At 39.0% G+C, this 16009-nt stretch carries 18 protein-coding genes and 1 pseudogene; 13 read left to right on the top strand and 6 right to left on the bottom strand.

Annotation, left to right across the window (positions count from 1 at the left end; all coding sequences use genetic code 11):
• The first annotated feature begins 81 nt into the window (after positions 1-81).
• Both MMP60_RS05315 and MMP60_RS05310 read left to right on the top strand, forming a co-directional pair.
• Positions 82-882: an enoyl-CoA hydratase-related protein gene (locus MMP60_RS05315; protein WP_241335303.1), complete on the top strand. Its 801-nt coding sequence runs from the start codon at positions 82-84 to the stop codon at positions 880-882.
• Between the two features lie 106 nt (positions 883-988).
• Positions 989-1750 (top strand): nitroreductase family protein, encoded by a 762-nt coding sequence (locus tag MMP60_RS05310; RefSeq protein WP_018677203.1) that lies wholly within the window; start codon positions 989-991, stop codon positions 1748-1750.
• A gap of 2 nt (positions 1751-1752) precedes the next feature.
• Here MMP60_RS05310 and MMP60_RS05305 read toward each other — a convergent pair whose 3' ends face one another.
• Positions 1753-2067, bottom strand: a complete 315-nt coding sequence (locus MMP60_RS05305) for an NGG1p interacting factor NIF3 (protein ID WP_241335302.1) — start codon at positions 2065-2067, stop codon at positions 1753-1755.
• Positions 2068-2134: 67 nt separating this feature from the next.
• Positions 2135-2260 carry a KGW motif small protein gene (locus tag MMP60_RS15905; RefSeq protein WP_277603679.1) on the bottom strand — a complete coding sequence of 42 codons (126 nt, stop codon included), beginning with the start codon at positions 2258-2260 and terminating at the stop codon, positions 2135-2137.
• A 95-nt stretch (positions 2261-2355) separates the two neighbouring features.
• On the opposite strand from MMP60_RS15905, the gene MMP60_RS05300 reads away from it, so the two are divergent.
• On the top strand, positions 2356-3039 hold the full coding sequence (locus MMP60_RS05300; protein WP_241335301.1) for a 2OG-Fe(II) oxygenase: 684 nt from the start codon (positions 2356-2358) through the stop codon (positions 3037-3039).
• Positions 3040-3082: 43 nt separating this feature from the next.
• On the opposite strand, the gene MMP60_RS05295 is transcribed toward MMP60_RS05300, so the two are convergent.
• From MMP60_RS05295 to purL, 3 genes are all read right to left on the bottom strand, one after another.
• A complete protein-coding gene (locus tag MMP60_RS05295) occupies positions 3083-3496 on the bottom strand; it encodes an NUDIX domain-containing protein (protein WP_241335300.1) in 414 nt (137 codons plus the stop codon).
• Between the two features lie 124 nt (positions 3497-3620).
• Positions 3621-4094 (bottom strand): hypothetical protein, encoded by a 474-nt coding sequence (locus MMP60_RS05290; RefSeq protein ID WP_241335299.1) that lies wholly within the window; start codon positions 4092-4094, stop codon positions 3621-3623.
• Between the two features lie 203 nt (positions 4095-4297).
• Entirely contained in the window at positions 4298-8128 is a 3831-nt protein-coding gene (purL, locus tag MMP60_RS05285) for a phosphoribosylformylglycinamidine synthase (RefSeq protein ID WP_241335298.1), read from the bottom strand.
• Between the two features lie 233 nt (positions 8129-8361).
• Here purL and MMP60_RS05280 point away from each other — a divergent pair.
• A pseudogene (locus MMP60_RS05280) lies at positions 8362-8549 on the top strand (outer membrane assembly protein BamE); the annotation flags it as partial.
• A gap of 189 nt (positions 8550-8738) precedes the next feature.
• Here the strand turns inward: MMP60_RS05280 and MMP60_RS05275 are convergent.
• On the bottom strand, positions 8739-9083 hold the full coding sequence (locus tag MMP60_RS05275; protein WP_241335297.1) for a hypothetical protein: 345 nt from the start codon (positions 9081-9083) through the stop codon (positions 8739-8741).
• A 307-nt stretch (positions 9084-9390) separates the two neighbouring features.
• On the opposite strand from MMP60_RS05275, the gene MMP60_RS05270 reads away from it, so the two are divergent.
• The 9 genes from MMP60_RS05270 to tolR all read left to right on the top strand — a co-directional run bounded on the left by MMP60_RS05270 (position 9391) and on the right by tolR (position 16007).
• Complete coding sequence (locus MMP60_RS05270) at positions 9391-10731, top strand: deoxyguanosinetriphosphate triphosphohydrolase (RefSeq protein ID WP_241335296.1); 1341 nt, start codon at positions 9391-9393, stop codon at positions 10729-10731.
• A 61-nt stretch (positions 10732-10792) separates the two neighbouring features.
• Positions 10793-11065 (top strand): DUF1778 domain-containing protein, encoded by a 273-nt coding sequence (locus MMP60_RS05265; protein ID WP_241335295.1) that lies wholly within the window; start codon positions 10793-10795, stop codon positions 11063-11065.
• On the top strand, positions 11062-11559 hold the full coding sequence (locus MMP60_RS05260) for a GNAT family N-acetyltransferase (RefSeq protein ID WP_241335294.1): 498 nt from the start codon (positions 11062-11064) through the stop codon (positions 11557-11559). Before MMP60_RS05265 ends, MMP60_RS05260 begins: the two co-directional genes overlap by 4 nt.
• Positions 11560-11593: 34 nt before the next feature.
• Positions 11594-12196, top strand: coding sequence for a Holliday junction branch migration protein RuvA (gene ruvA / locus MMP60_RS05255; protein WP_241335293.1), 603 nt, complete (start codon positions 11594-11596; stop codon positions 12194-12196).
• Positions 12197-12214: 18 nt separating this feature from the next.
• Positions 12215-13210 carry a Holliday junction branch migration DNA helicase RuvB gene (ruvB, locus tag MMP60_RS05250; protein ID WP_241335292.1) on the top strand — a complete coding sequence of 332 codons (996 nt, stop codon included), beginning with the start codon at positions 12215-12217 and terminating at the stop codon, positions 13208-13210.
• A 152-nt stretch (positions 13211-13362) separates the two neighbouring features.
• A complete protein-coding gene (locus MMP60_RS05245) occupies positions 13363-14271 on the top strand; it encodes a hypothetical protein (protein ID WP_241335291.1) in 909 nt (302 codons plus the stop codon).
• A gap of 152 nt (positions 14272-14423) precedes the next feature.
• Positions 14424-14831 (top strand): tol-pal system-associated acyl-CoA thioesterase, encoded by a 408-nt coding sequence (gene ybgC, locus MMP60_RS05240; RefSeq protein WP_004661168.1) that lies wholly within the window; start codon positions 14424-14426, stop codon positions 14829-14831.
• Positions 14832-14856: 25 nt separating this feature from the next.
• Positions 14857-15555, top strand: a complete 699-nt coding sequence (gene tolQ, locus MMP60_RS05235) for a protein TolQ (protein ID WP_241335290.1) — start codon at positions 14857-14859, stop codon at positions 15553-15555.
• The gene (gene tolR / locus MMP60_RS05230) at positions 15555-16007 is read left to right on the top strand and encodes a protein TolR (RefSeq protein WP_241335289.1); all 453 of its coding nucleotides are present in this window, start codon (positions 15555-15557) and stop codon (positions 16005-16007) included. Before tolQ ends, tolR begins: the two co-directional genes overlap by 1 nt.
• The last annotated feature ends 2 nt before the right edge of the window (positions 16008-16009 follow it).

The raw sequence follows: 16009 nt of genomic DNA, 5'->3' as shown, positions 1-16009 counted from the left end.
CATCAGTTGTGCCATTCAAGAAAATATGCGACATAATGAGGACACTTAAAAATCAATCTGGATTAAAGCAAGGATAGTACGATGACGCTTAGCTGTATTCAACAACCTCATCAACATTTGCAAGCAAATTTAGAAGATGGCGTACTCACCTTAGCCATTAACCGCTCAGAAGCAAAAAATGCACTTTATGGTGAACTTTACCTCTGGATCGCACAAGCCTTTGATGAAGCTGATGCGAGTAAAGATGTTCGTGTCGTCATTTTCCGTGGTGCAGAACAAGACTTTACTGCGGGTAATGACATGAAAGACTTCATGAGCTTCATCCAAAAGCCACATGAAGGCAAAGCAGGTGATCAACCTCCATTTGTATTATTAAAAGCAGCAGCACGTTTTTCTAAGCCATTAATTATTGCTGTGAAAGGCGTTGCGATTGGTATCGGTGTGACCATCTTATTACATGCTGATATCGTATTTTCAGACAATACTGCCCTGTTCCAAATTCCATTCGTAAGCCTTGGTCTTTCTCCAGAAGGCGCTGCAAGTCGTTTACTGGTGAAACAAGCAGGCTATCAAAAAGCAGCTGAATTGTTATTCACAGCGAAAAAATTTGATGCAGAAACCGCTGTCAAAGCAAACTTAGTCAATGAAATTGTTGAAGATGTTTATGCAACAGCTCAAAAAACAGCTCAACATTTAGCGGCTTTACCACTCGCATCAATCAAGCAAACCAAAGCACTGATGAAACAAGATTTAGCTGAAATCATCGCTTGTGTAGATGATGAAGCAGAAATCTTTATGCAGCGTGTACGTTCACCTGAAATGATGGAAGCCGTACAAGCATTCATGCAAAAGCGTAAACCTGATTTTTCTCAGTTCAATTAATCAGGTCTTAGCGCACTCATCAAAACCACTTAGTTTAAAAAACTAGGTGGTTTTTTTATTTTGCATCCCAATATGGATATAAACACTTAAGGAAAATACATCGCTCATGACAGATCAAACAAAAACCGAAAAGAATCGTTATTACGAAGCTGCCCCACAAGATATTGATGTGGCTAACTTTCGCAAAGTAATTGAAAGTCGCCGTTCCGTGCGTAAATTTACCGATAAAGCGATTCCAACTGAAATTTTGGATGATTGCTTAGATTTGGCATTACTTGCACCCAACTCATCAAATTTACAGCCTTGGACTTTTTATGTGGTGCAAAATCCAAGTAAGAAAAAACAATTAGTCAAAGCTTGCTTAGGGCAACTTGCGGCTAAAACCGCTGCGGAATTAATTGTATGTGTGGCACGTACAGACCGTATTGATGAAATGGCAAAACGTAATATTAGCGAATTTCCATTTCCTGAAGCTCCTGCGATGGTACAAAAATATTATCGTTTTATTCCATACAATTATAAAACAGGTTACTTCAATGCCTTGGGTAACTTTAAAAAAGTAGCATTCAAAGTGGTACGAACGCTAGATAAACAACTGCCTGTAACCGCTTTTAATCCTGCTGACACCCAACTCTGGGCGACAAAAACCACTGCGTTAGCCTGTGAAAATCTAGTATTGGCTTTACGTGCTTATGGTTTTGATAGTTGTATGATGGAAGGCTTTGATGAACCATTGGTTCGTAAAATTTTGAAATTAAACGATCAACAATATCCAGTCATGGTGATTGGTGCAGGTGAACGTGCCAAAGATGGCGTGTTCTTCCCTCAATATCGTTTTGACCGTAATTTGTTTATTCAAAAAGTTTAATCTTACTGAATATCCAAAATTTGCAGAAATTCAAAGGCAGGCTCTTCATAAGGATGGCTTGCTTTTAATGCTTTTGCTACAGCACTGGCTTTCTCTTCTGAGACAATCGTTTCAACTCGCCATTCTTCAAGTTGTTCCAATTCATTCAATTGCCCTAAAAAGGGATTTGCACCGTTAACAGGCTTAAATTGCCCTATTCCTTTCACTTGCCATGCACAATCTTCATAGTTGCCGACACCCCCTGCTCCCACTGCAAAAATGGCTTGTTTCGTCGACTCAAGATGAGATTCAGGTACATAATAAATGAGTTTTAACATAAGTCGGGTATCTGAGATATTTAAATCATAATTCGATCATAACCTTAAAAATACAGAAATATCAAAGCTAAATATTTATCACAAGGTAACTTATCACAATAAATAGCATTTGAATCGCTAAGGTTAAGCTAAACCAAAACCAGCCTTTGTCTTTGGTATCAATCGTTCTTATTTGATTTTCATTTTTCATCATATTTTTCCATATCTTATCTACTGTCAGAATATGGAAAGCAATAATTGAACCATTTTTTAAAATAGCAATAAAATTATAATGATGCTAAAATAACCATGATTCCACTCAACAGAATAGGTCATCAAAATGGGATAACTTCTACTCAAACTCTTTTTCTACAACAAGAAAAACGACACACACATCAGAACTCACCTTTAATTTTTACTGTAGATGATGTCTTTTCAAATCAAGAATGCCTCTCATTCATCGAACTTAGTCATCAATATCATTATGAAACAGCAGATATATTCGTAAACTCAGCTCGTCAAGTTCTTACCAATGTCAGAAATAATAAACGAGTCATTTATGATGATATTCAACTTGCCGAAACACTATTTTCCAAACTCAAACATCTCTTACCTGAGCAATTGAATGGCTGGACATTAAGTGGCTTAAATGAACGTTTTCGTTTTTATCGTTATGAAAATGGTGAAACATTTAGACCACATTGGGATGGGATTTATGAGGTGAATGATTGGCATAGTAGTCAACTGACTTTATTAATCTACCTAAGTGAAGATTTTACAGGTGGAGAAACAGTGTTTTACCGTGATAGTGGCATGCTGAAACCCTGTAAAGAAACTCAAATCGCGAGTATTCAACCCAAACTTGGGCAGATATTAGTATTTGAGCATCAACAGTTACATGAGGGAGCACCTGTGCTTTCAGGTCAAAAATATGTACTTCGTACAGATGTGATGTATAAACATCCGATGATATTAGAATCTAAAGATTGCTAAATCCAACAAGCTTATAAAGGTAAGAGTCATTTCATGATGGCTTTTACTTTTTCGAATCAAAATATATTTTGATAAAACCCAAAGCTTCCTGAAAAGTCTCATGCCAATCTTCACTAGGTTTTTGATGTAAAGGATACCAAAAGAACTCAAACTCTAAACCACCATCATCATGACAATAATGCAACCAAGAGTCAGAAGTCACTTTAGTAATTTCACATAAATAGAAATACCAATCCTGTTGATTAAATCTAAGCGAAAGACTTCCCATAAACTTTGGATTTGGCTCAGCGACTAATCCAGACTCTTCAAATAATTCACGAACAGCAGCCTGCTCATGTTTTTCATCTTGTTCTATTGTTCCCTTGACCAATTGAGTCCCTGCAAGTGGATGCCGAAAAGCCAATATTTCCAAACCTTGCTGTTGATGCCTTAACACAACAGGAACAATTTTCTTCATGATTTCCTTCACACAATAAGACATTTTTAATGTATTCGATTAAAAATAGTCCCTCACGTTCATTCAAGCCAAGCAAAAATCATAGAGCAAATGAAATCTATCTCGATCTGTTCTAGCTTAAATTTTATTTCATTCCAATCTGGTATTTATTCTTAATTGATTCATTAATAGAAGCCGAAGCATATATTCTGCTTTCCGCACTCACATTTTCGGTTGCACATCCAACTTCGATTGTCGATTTTGGTGAATATACTTTAGAAAAACCATCACTATTTCCATGTATACGATTTTCTATGGCACTTGAAAATGCATTTACCTTATGTGTCTGCGGAAATGCTAGGCGACTGATGCTCTCATTTGCAGAATTAAGCACTTTAAAATTCGTACATCCTCTCGCAATCATCAATTCAGAAGCTCTCAACAATGCAAAATCACTTGCACGTTGTTCAGATGTTTTATCATTCCCTCTAAACGTCACTCTAAAATGATTTTGAGATAATTCAGTTTCTGCAAAACCTTGTTGACCTAACAATGCATGCGGTTGATATGCTGTTGAGCATCCTGTTAACAGAATAGATAAAATTAGTATTTTTTTCATCGTTTTATTTCTCCCCTTAAACACAACAAGGATACCATAGTTAAATTTTTACATAGCTACTATATTGTTATTTTTCAATAAAAAATATTTATTATCAGTCATTTATTTTTAATACACTTATAAAGTTTATTCTCTCATTAAATCCATAACTTGAGAAAAAAAATGCCACTTAAAAAGTGGCATTTTCAACAATTGGTTTTTAATTAACCAATAAATTTACGTGCGTTACGGAACATACGTAACCAAGCACCATCTTCAGCCCAATCTTCAGGCTTCCACGAATGCTGTAAAGCACGGAAGTTACGCTCAGGGTGTGGCATCATCACAGTTGCACGACCATCTTTAGAAGTTTGACCCGTAATCGCTTCTGGTGAACCATTTGGATTCAACGGATAGTGTTGAGTTGGGTTACCCAAGCTGTCCACATAACGCAAGATCACTTGATTCTCTGCATTTAAAGCAGCAAGTTGTTGTTCTGTTGCAACTAAACGCCCTTCACCATGCGCAACTGCGATTGGTAAAATCGAACCTTGCATATCTTCAAGCAAGACCGAAACAGATTTTTCTACACGAACATTGACTGCACGCGCTTCAAATACTTCTGAGGTATTGCGGTGGAAACGTCCCCAATGCTCTGCACCTGGAATAAGTGGTGCAAGTTGTGACATCATTTGACAGCCATTACATACACCCAAGCTGAACGTATCTTCACGGTGGAAGAATTGTTCAAACTGATCACGTAACTTCGCATTGAATAACACTGATTTCGCCCAACCACCACCTGCGCCCATCACGTCACCGTATGAGAAACCACCACATGCTACTAAACCTTCAAAATCGCTCAAGCTGACACGACCCGCAAGTAAGTCACTCATGTGTACGTCAATGGTATTAAAGCCGACTTTGTCAAAAGCAGCTGCCATTTCAACATGACCATTCACACCCTGCTCACGCAAGATTGCCATGTTTGGACGACGTGTATTGATAAATGGCGCTTCAACAGGCTCATTTAGGTCATAAGTCGCTTGTGCAATTAAACCTTTATGATTTTGATCTGCAATCAACGAAAATTCTTGATCCGCAGTTTCAACGTTGTCACGCAAACGTTGAATTTGATGTGATACTTCCGCCCATGCTTGTTGTAATTCAGCACGTGCTAAAGTTAAACCATTCACAGCCAATTGATCGGTTGTGTTCACACGACCTACAACCGCAATTGCATCTTTCAAACTTGATGCTGCAACTTCAACTTCTAATTGCGCCCAATCAGCTGCTGTAATTTGTAATACAGCACCAATTTCTTCAGCAAATAAGCTTTCAGTTGATTGATTTTCTAAGGCTACACCTAAACGTGATGCGAACATCATTTCAGCAACAGTCGCCAATAAACCACCATCACCGATGTCATGGTAAGCCTTGATCACACCACGATTGTTCCAGTCTTGAATCAAAGCAAAGAATGCTTTGAAGTCATCAAAACTATCCACATCAGGTGTCACAGAACCAATGGCTTTGTACACTTGCGCAAGGATCGAACCACCCAAACGGAATTGACCTTTAGACAAATCGATACGTACCAGTACTGAGTCTTCTAGGTTTTTGAGTTCAGGTGTTAACGTTTTACGTACATCTAAAACAGGTGCAAATGCAGTGATCACACCTGTCATTGGCGATGTTACCGCTTTGTCTTCGCCATCATTCCAAGTGGTACGCATTGAAAGTGAATCTTTACCGACTGGAATTGCGATACCTAATGCAGGACACATTTCCATACCAATCGCTTTCACACCTTCAAATAAGGCTTGGTCTTCACCTTTTTGACCCGCTGCTGCCATCCAGTTTGCAGACAGTTTGATATCACTGATTTGTTCAATGTTGGCACAGGCAATATTGGTGATTGCTTCGGCAACTGCTAAACGAGCAGATGCAGCAGGATTCAACAATGCAACTGGTGGACGTTCACCCATTGCCATTGCTTCACCTGTGAAGCCTTGCAAACTTGTAGTGGTTACTGCTGCATCCGCAACAGGTACTTGCCAGCGACCAACCATTTGATCACGTGCAACCATACCTGTAATCGAACGGTCACCGATGGTGATCAAGAATGATTTAGAAGCAACTGTTGGATTTTTTAATACACGGAAAATTGCATCTTTCAAGTTAACTTTCGCAGCATCAAAATCATTACCTGTACGTTCAATCGTTTCATACGAACGTTGCATACGCGGTGTACCGCCTAAGATCACCTGCATTGGAATATCGACAGGCTTGTTCTCAAACAAAGGGTCTTCAACAGTTAAGTGACGCGCTTCAGTCGCTTCACCAAGTACTGCAAACGGACAACGCTCACGTGCACAAATTTCTTCAAACTGTTCTAAAGACTCTGGACGAATGGCAAGTACATAACGTTCTTGTGCTTCATTTGACCAGATCTCCATTGGGCTCATGCCCGGCTCTAATGATGGAATTTTACGTAAGTTAAGCACGGCACCCAACTCATGATCATTCACAAGTTCTGGCATAGCATTAGATACACCACCCGCACCCACATCATGTACAGACACGATTGGGTTAAAGTCTTCTAAGCGCCAGCATGTATCGATGACTTCTTGGCAACGACGTTCCATTTCTGGGTTTTCACGTTGAACAGAAGCAAAGTCCAAGCTCTCGCCCATAGTCCCGCTGTCTACAGAAGACGCTGCACCACCGCCAAGACCGATCAACATTGCAGGGCCACCCAACACGATGAGTAAGTCACCCGGTTGGATCGCATCTTTTTCAACATGGTCAGGACGAATGTTACCGTAACCACCTGCAATCATAATCGGCTTGTGGAAGCCTTTTACATCACCATTTACATTCTGTTCGAAAGTACGGAAATAACCATTCAATGCTGGGCGACCGAATTCGTTATTAAACGCAGCACCGCCGAGTGGACCTTCGATCATGATTTGTAATGGCGATGCCATACGTGAAGGTTTACCGTAGTTATCTTCCCAAGGTTGTTCAAAACCAGGGATATTTAAGTTTGAAACAGTAAAGCCTGTTAGACCTGCTTTTGGTTTACCACCACGACCTGTTGCACCTTCATCACGGATTTCACCGCCCGAACCTGTTGCAGCACCTGCAAATGGAGCAATTGCAGTTGGATGGTTGTGTGTTTCAACCTTCATTAAAATATGAGCAGCTTGGCTCTTATATTTATAAACGAAGTGACCATTTTCATCCGCTTTCGGATAAAAACGCATCGTGTCATAACCCACGATCACAGACGCGTTATCTTTATATGCTGATAACACATCTGTTGGAGATTCTTTATAGGTATTTTTAATCATTTGGAACAATGATAATGGCTGTTTTTCACCATCAATTGTCCATTCAGAACCAAAGATTTTATGACGACAGTGTTCAGAGTTTGCTTGAGCAAACATCATCAATTCGATGTCGTTTGGATTACGGCCGAGCTTGGTAAATGCTTCGGTTAAGTAATCAATTTCTTGCTCAGATAAAGCAAAACCAAACTCATTGTTGGCTTTCACTAAAGCTTCTTTTCCTTGACCTAAAATATCAATTGAATTGAGTGGCTTTGGTGCAGTTTCTGAGAACAATGCTTTTGCATCTTCGATTTGAGCAAAAACATTCTCTGTCATACGGTCATGTAATGCCAATTTCACTTCGTTCGAAATCTCTTTCACACCTTTCAGTGTAAATAGCAGACCACGTTCTAAACGGTGAATTGGCGTATTACAGTTTTGGAAAATATCCGTTGCTTTAGATGACCACGGCGAGATTGTGCCGACACGTGGTGTTACTAAAATTTGGATTTCATCACTTGCAGCTTGGCGAAGTTCGAAAGATTGACCATCGTTTAAAAGTTGTAATGCCGATTGATGTTGCTGCTCGTTGAGCGCTTGATCAAACAAATAAACCCACTGGCTGTCAAAAGATTGAACAGAACTCATTGACGCTAAACGGTTTAAGAGTTGAGCTTTCTTAAAAGAAGAATGTGCTGATGCACCGGCCACGATAAACATGTTGACTTTGGCTCCACGGGCGGGTCTAACGAACCTACCACAATGTGACTTATGAGAGAGCGCATATTCTACTGTTTATTCATCGAATCAGCTAGATGTGATACACGATTTATCTTGGCTTTATAGGAGCAAAAATGTTTGTAAATATTTTTAGTTGGGGAGAGTTTATGCCCCTCTCCTTTTACATGATTTATTATGTTGAAATTGTTGTAACACCACTGACCAAAGTATTACATGAGCTTTCTGCACAACGTGCCAATACTGCTGCCCGACTTTTGGTAAATGAAGGATTGATGCCAATCGTATTCAAATTCAAGCCAACAGCCAGACTGAAGCCTATCGACATTGTTCTACCAATAAAGAGAAAAATCAGCTTATTGGCTGTCTAGCACCCAATAGACGTGTCAATATTAGTTGGTAATTTCAAATCAAAAACCCTGAAAATTAAAACTTTTCAGGATTTGGTTGCTTTTTATGCCTCGTTCTACTGCACAGTGGTGTAACGAAAACCAAAGTCGAATATACGTATACAACAACGCTCTTTGCCAATGAAACCTTGCAATTCGGATGGAGACCATATATGGAACGAGGCAATGGTAAGTTTAAGTATTTACAGTCTCAAAACAAACTCTCCTTTGATCATCAATAGCTCTCGTGGTATCGCTTGAAATTGAATTGGAAAAACTTGGCAATTAATATCATTACTAAATTCTATATATTGCTTTAGCTCTTCTATGGAAATATCCAGTAAATTTCGATTTAAAGTGATTCGTGTATCCCCAAGAAATAATTCTATAGCAAACACTTCATCTAAATCTGGATCATAAACTACCACTCCTTCTAACTGTGCCCCATTTGCCATTTTAAATGCTGCATAAATCAGCAATGTTTCTGGATCTGCTAGACCTTCTGGTGTTATTGGCACAGCTACTAACAAATCTTCATTTTGATACAAATCTGAGCTCCATGTCCACACACCATGGTTCTGTAGATCTGTTAGGCTCAAATCTTTTGATTTAATCAAAATCATATTTTCCAAAATCTCTAAGAATTTTTACCTCGTTCCACCACTGTGCGATGGAATACCAAACCAGCTAACCTTTTAACAAAATTTACTATTTTCACTTCAAGACATATATTTGCAACACGGCAATCCTAACGCAGACGCAAAATATTTTAAACGCCAAACCATGTCGCCCGACTCTAGTGCTTTAATCTTTTTTTTGGCATGATGATCTTGAACTCATAGTGAATAATGATAAATGGAACAAATGCGTTGGTTGGAATTGCTTTCTGCAATTCGTTTAGGCAGTAAAAAAAGTAGTACTGAATTGGCTCGAAGCCCTTTCCATAAAGATTATGACAGAATTATATTTTCCCAAAGCTTTCGTCAATTAAATAGAAAAACTCAGGTTCATCCACTTACACAGCATGATGGCATTCACACTCGACTGACTCATTCGCTCGAAGTTTCTTGTATTGGTCGTTCGCTCGGCATGCTTGCTGCTGAAAAAATCAAAGATGAATTACCGATGTGGATTTCCCCAGCGGATGTCGGTGCAATCATTCAAGCTGCTTGTTTAGCGCATGATATTGGTAATCCACCTTTTGGACATGCAGGAGAATATGCGATTCGTGAATGGTTTGATGATGCATCACATCGTGACTTTCTCAGCCAATTAACGCCCGAAGAAGCCGCAGATGTACGCCAATTCGAAGGCAATGCACAAGGACTTCGCTTGCTTAGTCGGATTGACTATCATCCTGATGATGGTGGTATGCGTTTGACCTGTGCCACACTTGGTGCTTATTTAAAATACCCATGGTTGTCTAAAACCATTGAAGAACAAGGCGATACACCCTCACACCAAAGAGCAAAGTTTGGTTGCTATCAATCTGAAAAAGAAATCTTAAAACAATTAGCTGAACAGCTCGGCTTGATTCAACTCGGTGAATATCATTATTGCCGTCATCCGCTCACTTATTTATTAGAAGCTGCCGATGATATATGTTATGCCTTAATTGACTTAGAAGATGGCATCATCCTCAATATGCTGAACTACGATGAGGTTGAGCCTATTTTTCTGAATTTGATTGCCGACTTTGGTCGTCCTGAAGAGTTGCACTTACCCCATACCACATGGCAGCAAAAAATCGCAGCTTTGCGTGGGCGTGTGATGAAACGTCTAGTTGATGAAGTCACCACTGCTTTTGCCAAGCATCATTATGAAATTATCACAGGTCAACTCAAAGGCAGCCTTTTACAGTATTGCTCACCCGATATTGAAACAGGCATTCAAACGGCGAAGAATCTTGCCAGAGATCGAATTTTTGAACATCCTCAAAAATCAGGTTTAGAAATTATCGCACATCAGAGCTTACAAACGATTTTGGATGCTTTTATCCCATTAACCATGCCACATAAGACCTTGAGCTTTAAAGAACAACGTTTGATGTCTATTTTGCAACATTCAGGTGTGAACTTACAGAACAATCATTACAATAATATTATGCAAGTCCTAGATATTATTAGTAAATTCTCAGACCATCAAGCTTATAGCTTGGCACAAGAGTTACAAGGCAATAAAGTTGGTTTTTTTTAAATTAACAAACCACTATTCGTGTGCCATAATGGCACATAAAGTTAAATTTAGTAGGTGAATCATGTCAGCCTATCATCCCCGAATTACAGCTCGTGTTGATGAGCAAACACAAGCGTTATTGCTGCAAGCTGCCAATTTATTGGGTATGCCAAGTTTGAATGCGTTTGTGCTCAGTGCCGCAATTGAAAAGGCTAAACAAGTTCTGATTCAAGAGCAAAGCTTACAACTCAATGAAAAAGATGCATTGGCATTAATAACAGCATTGGATCAACCTGTTCAAGTTCATTCAAAACTCAAACAAGCGGCTCAACATTATCGTCAAACACAAGAATGAATATTATTTTACTGGATAAACAACAGCATGATCGGCAACGTTTTGACTGCAAAAATCAGATGTTGAATCAATATTTAAATCAAATCGCTAGCCAACAAGCACAAAAAGACAATGCCCGAACCTATGTCCTCATTGATCCCATCAACCCTGTATGGATTATGGGATTTTATACATTAACCATGACGTCATTAGATCTGTCATCGTTGCCACAAAACTTGCAAAAAAAACATGCTTCTGTGCATTCAGCAGGCTTAATTGCACGTTTGGCAGTGGATCATCGTTATCAGAAGCAAGGTCTAGGGGCAATTTTATTATTAGATGCCTTACACCGCCTATATCAAGCGAGTGCAATTGTGGCATTTCCACTGGTACTAGTTGATGCAAAAGATGGAATTGCTGAATTTTATCAACAATACGGATTTCAGGCATTGAGCCAGTATCCAAACAAACTGTTTATGACAATAAAAGACATTGCTCATAACATTTCAACCTAATTTTTTAAATCATTTTACTTTAGAAGATAATTTCATGATCGGATGTTTAATTGGCGAAGTGTTTGCACTAGAAGCCCCAACCGTATTGCTGACTGTAAATGGTGTCGGCTATGAAATAGATACGCCGCTTTCAACATTTTGCCAATTACAAAAAGGACAGAAAGTTACTTTATGGACACATTTGGTGGTTCGTGAAGATGCACAACAACTGTATGGTTTTATTGATGCGCAAGAGAAAATCATTTTCCGTACTTTACTCAAGGTCAATGGTGTCGGCCCTAAAATGGCGCTCGGTATTCTTTCGACGTTGAGCGTGGACATGCTCATCCATACAGTCGAACATGGTGATGTAAAAACACTAGTTAAAGTACCTGGTGTTGGTGCGAAAACAGCTGAACGTTTAATGATAGAACTGCGTGATCGTTTTAAAGCATTTTCAAGCACTGTCGTTTCAAATAATTCAACATCACCCCAAATACAGTTCACTGGAAACTCTGCTGTTGCAGAAGCGGAAGCCGCTTTACAATCGCTTGGCTATAAACCACTTGAAGCACAAAAACTGATTCAAGCTGTTAAAGCTGACTTTACTGAAGCAAGCGATATTATCCGAGCTGCGCTTAAATCATTGAATAAATAAAGATAGACTGAATTCATTATGCAAGACCGTTTAATCAGTGGTTCTGAAAAACCAGAAGATCATTTTGATCGTGCGATTCGACCAACCTCACTCGCAGACTATATTGGTCAGCCTGTCGTACGTGAGCAAATGGAAATCTTTATTGGTGCTGCACGAGGTCGTGGTGAAGCACTCGACCATACCTTGATTTTTGGCCCACCAGGTTTAGGTAAAACTACTTTAGCCAACATTATCGCACGAGAAATGGGCGGCAATTTAAAATCAACCTCTGGTCCAGTTTTGGAACGTGCAGGTGATTTAGCGGCAATGTTGACCAATCTAGAAGAAGGCGACGTTCTGTTTATTGATGAAATTCATCGTCTATCACCCGTTATTGAAGAAATACTCTATCCTGCAATGGAAGATTATCAACTCGATATTATGATTGGCGAGGGTCCAGCTGCTCGTTCAATTAAACTTGATTTACCTGCATTTACCTTAGTTGCTGCAACAACTCGTGCAGGGCTACTCACCTCGCCTTTACGTGACCGCTTTGGAATCGTGCAACGTTTAGAATTCTATTCTGTTGAAGATTTAACCCATATTGTCACTCGTTCGGCAAATCTCATGGATGTTCCGATTACTAAGGAAGGCTCAACAGAAATTGCGCGACGTGCGCGTGGTACGCCACGTATTGCCAATCGTTTATTACGCAGAGTTCGTGACTATGCTCAAGTTAAAGGCACAGGTGAAATCACCCAAGATATGGCGCAACGTGCATTGGACATGCTCAATGTGGACAAAGATGGTTTAGATACTTTAGACCGCCGTTATCTCAGTATGTTACTTGAGCGTTTTGAGGGGCGACCGACTGGTGTTGAAGCATTAGCCGCCGCGATGGCTGAAGACAGTGGAACGCTTGAAGATGTGATCGAACCTTATTTAATCCAACAAGGTTATGTCATGCGCACGGCACGCGGTCGTATTGCAACCAATATGGCGTATTTACAATTTGGTATGACGCCACCTGAATAAAGACATTATAAAATGCGATTTTATGGAAAAGTAACATAATATAAAATTTCGCATCTTAATATAAAATACATGTTTTCTTGCTATAATTATGTAGTTAAAAGAAATAAACTTTCATTTTAACTACATAAAATCTAATACATTAAGGTAAGAAAATGACGAATAAGATATTGGCTTCTGTTTTATGCTCTGGGGCATTATTATTAACAGCATGCGGTGGTGGAAGCAGCGATAGTACAAATAACCAAACAAAAAATGATAGTAAAGAAAAACTAGATTATAATAAATCAGAAACTATCGACATCATAAATGACTCTGTAGTAAACCTGTCCAATCAATCTGAAAATTTACTACTTAATATTGCAATACTTGCTGATGGAACTTACGAGCAAGCCACTGCGATTAACTCTAAGTTACCCTGTATCTCTGGTACTGCAACAGTGAATACAGACAATAGCGTAACGCTTAACCACTGTAAGCTCATGCTTAATGACACAGGAACAACAATCTCAGTTTCAGGTAATATTCAGTCTAGCACTACAGTATCAGGTGCCTCAGCCAAAAGTGAACTTACTCTGACAAATATGAATATTGACTTAACAGATGAATCCATTTCTTTTAATGGTAAACTAAACCATACATATACAATCATTAGTAATAACTTAACTCAAAACCTATTTGAAACCAATCAAGCCACATATAAGTTTATAGATAAAACAAATAACAACAATATTCATCAATACACTCTAAACAATTATGCACTCACTTCAAATTTCAATGCATCTACTGGTAACACAGAAAATATAGCGAAAGGACAGTTAAACGGCGAAATTGGAGGTAAGGTTTTCTCTGTAAACTTTAACTCTAATTTTAAATTTTTAACAGAAAGTGATTTTTATGCTTTAAAGCCAAGCACTGCAAAAGTTGAAATCGTTGATCTCTATAATCAACAAAATACGATATCAATTACTCAAACAATTAATGGTCAAGCATTGGTGAGTGCTTATGCCAATGCAAAACTTGTACAAGGTTATCCAAAAACAGTTGATTGGAACGAGTTGTAATAATTTTTGTTCATCTTTTACTTTAAGCCCTAATCCTTAGGGCTTAATTTTTCAAGGTTCTAGCAATATGTTATTTATTACTATTCCCATCCTAAGATTGACGCAATATCATTCCCTCAATTGCTCGCAGTATGCAGAAATAGGTTAAAGATATGGCTAATCATTTTGAATTTAATATTCGTGTATATATCGAAGATACAGATGCAGGCGGTATCGTTTACCATGCCAATCACATTCGTTTTATGGAACGTACTCGCACTGAATGGTTACGTGCAGCGGGTGTCGATCACTACTGGCATCAACAAGACTACAACTTTGTTGTACATCAAATTCAAGTCAAATATGTACGCCCAATATTAATGGATGACTTAATTACCGTTACAGCACGTGTTATTTCGTGTAAAGCCGCATCTTTTGTGTTGCAACAAAATATTTATCGTGGTGAAATCTTGCTGGCTTCAGGTGAGGTTACGTTGGCGTGTTTAAACAAAGAACTTATGCCGCGTAGACTTCCTGAGGAAATACGTGATCTGATTCAAAAAGAATTGGCACAGGACTAAAAATAAACTTTCGGCACAGTGACTTATGGCAACAAATTTAGAATCTTCTCTACATATTTCTGACCTGATTTTACAAGCAAGCCCTGTCGTGCAATTGGTCATGCTAATCCTATTACTGGCATCAATTTTTAGCTGGTATTTGATTGCCAAATTACAGATGGGCTTTAAAAAAGCAAGTCAAAATGATGAGCATTTTCAAAAGATGTTCTGGTCAGGTGCCGAATTAAATACGCTTTATAACAATGCTCAGTTAAATTCTAAACGTAACGGCTTAGAAGACATCTTCTATCAGGGTTTGGGTGAATTTTTTAAACTACAGAAACGCAAAGCAGATACCAATCAAACCATCGAAGGTACTGAACGTATTCTTCGTGTCGGTCTAAGTCGTGATCAAGGCGGTTTAGAACAAGGTTTGGGAGCACTTGCAAGTATCGGCTCTGTTGCGCCTTATATCGGCTTATTCGGTACAGTTTGGGGCATTATGAATGCCTTTATCGGTCTTGCTGCCGTTGACCAAGTTACCTTAGCAACCGTAGCTCCGGGTATTGCAGAAGCACTCATTGCAACAGCAATCGGTTTATTTGCAGCAATTCCTGCTGTGCTGGCTTTTAACCACTTCACAGCGAAAGGCGAATCAATTTATTCAGATCGTGCATTATTTGCCGAAGAAATGGTCGCTCTTTTGCAGCGTCAAGCCATTGGATCGACACAGGAAGATGCATAATGGCGATTCAACGATCTGGACGTTTTGAACGCATCAAGAAACCACTGAAAAGTGATATGAACGTTGTACCTTATATCGATGTGATGTTGGTACTTTTGGTTATTTTCATGGTCACTGCACCCATGATTACCAGTGGCATCAAAGTAGATCTTCCCCAAGCCAACAATAATCCTATCGAATCGAAAGATATGCCTGCAATGGTGACGATTGGTCAAAATGGCAATATTTATTTGCAATACCAAAATCACAAAGATAGTGAACCTCTTTCACTTGAGCAGCTTGAAACTATTTTGAGTGATGCTCAAAAGCAAGCGGAACAAGAAAATAAACAACTCACTGTATTAGTCAATGGTGATAAATCTCGTCCTTATGGTGAAGTTGTATCACTTATGGCAAGTTTACAAGAAGCAGGTTTAACTCAAGTTGGTTTACTGACAGAGCCATTAAAATAAGT

Source organism: Acinetobacter sp. ANC 4805, from assembly GCF_022549495.1.
GTDB lineage: Bacteria > Pseudomonadota > Gammaproteobacteria > Pseudomonadales > Moraxellaceae > Acinetobacter.
Note: the sequence above shows the minus strand (reverse complement) of the source record. Positions and strands in the feature narration are given on the sequence as shown.

Bases quoted from the DNA above. Each gene is read 5' to 3' on its own strand.
- MMP60_RS05315 (WP_241335303.1), top strand. From the start codon at position 82: ATGACGCTTAGCTGTATTCAACAACCTCATCAACATTTGCAAGCAAAT.
- MMP60_RS05310 (WP_018677203.1), top strand. From the start codon at position 989: ATGACAGATCAAACAAAAACCGAAAAGAATCGTTATTACGAAGCTGCC.
- MMP60_RS05305 (WP_241335302.1), bottom strand. From the start codon at position 2,067: ATGTTAAAACTCATTTATTATGTACCTGAATCTCATCTTGAGTCGACG.
- MMP60_RS15905 (WP_277603679.1), bottom strand. From the start codon at position 2,260: ATGATGAAAAATGAAAATCAAATAAGAACGATTGATACCAAAGACAAA.
- MMP60_RS05300 (WP_241335301.1), top strand. From the start codon at position 2,356: ATGATTCCACTCAACAGAATAGGTCATCAAAATGGGATAACTTCTACT.
- MMP60_RS05295 (WP_241335300.1), bottom strand. From the start codon at position 3,496: ATGAAGAAAATTGTTCCTGTTGTGTTAAGGCATCAACAGCAAGGTTTG.
- MMP60_RS05290 (WP_241335299.1), bottom strand. From the start codon at position 4,094: ATGAAAAAAATACTAATTTTATCTATTCTGTTAACAGGATGCTCAACA.
- purL (WP_241335298.1), bottom strand. From the start codon at position 8,128: ATGTTTATCGTGGCCGGTGCATCAGCACATTCTTCTTTTAAGAAAGCT.
- MMP60_RS05270 (WP_241335296.1), top strand. From the start codon at position 9,391: ATGGAACAAATGCGTTGGTTGGAATTGCTTTCTGCAATTCGTTTAGGC.
- MMP60_RS05265 (WP_241335295.1), top strand. From the start codon at position 10,793: ATGTCAGCCTATCATCCCCGAATTACAGCTCGTGTTGATGAGCAAACA.
- MMP60_RS05260 (WP_241335294.1), top strand. From the start codon at position 11,062: ATGAATATTATTTTACTGGATAAACAACAGCATGATCGGCAACGTTTT.
- ruvA (WP_241335293.1), top strand. From the start codon at position 11,594: ATGATCGGATGTTTAATTGGCGAAGTGTTTGCACTAGAAGCCCCAACC.
- ruvB (WP_241335292.1), top strand. From the start codon at position 12,215: ATGCAAGACCGTTTAATCAGTGGTTCTGAAAAACCAGAAGATCATTTT.
- MMP60_RS05245 (WP_241335291.1), top strand. From the start codon at position 13,363: ATGACGAATAAGATATTGGCTTCTGTTTTATGCTCTGGGGCATTATTA.
- ybgC (WP_004661168.1), top strand. From the start codon at position 14,424: ATGGCTAATCATTTTGAATTTAATATTCGTGTATATATCGAAGATACA.
- tolQ (WP_241335290.1), top strand. From the start codon at position 14,857: ATGGCAACAAATTTAGAATCTTCTCTACATATTTCTGACCTGATTTTA.
- tolR (WP_241335289.1), top strand. From the start codon at position 15,555: ATGGCGATTCAACGATCTGGACGTTTTGAACGCATCAAGAAACCACTG.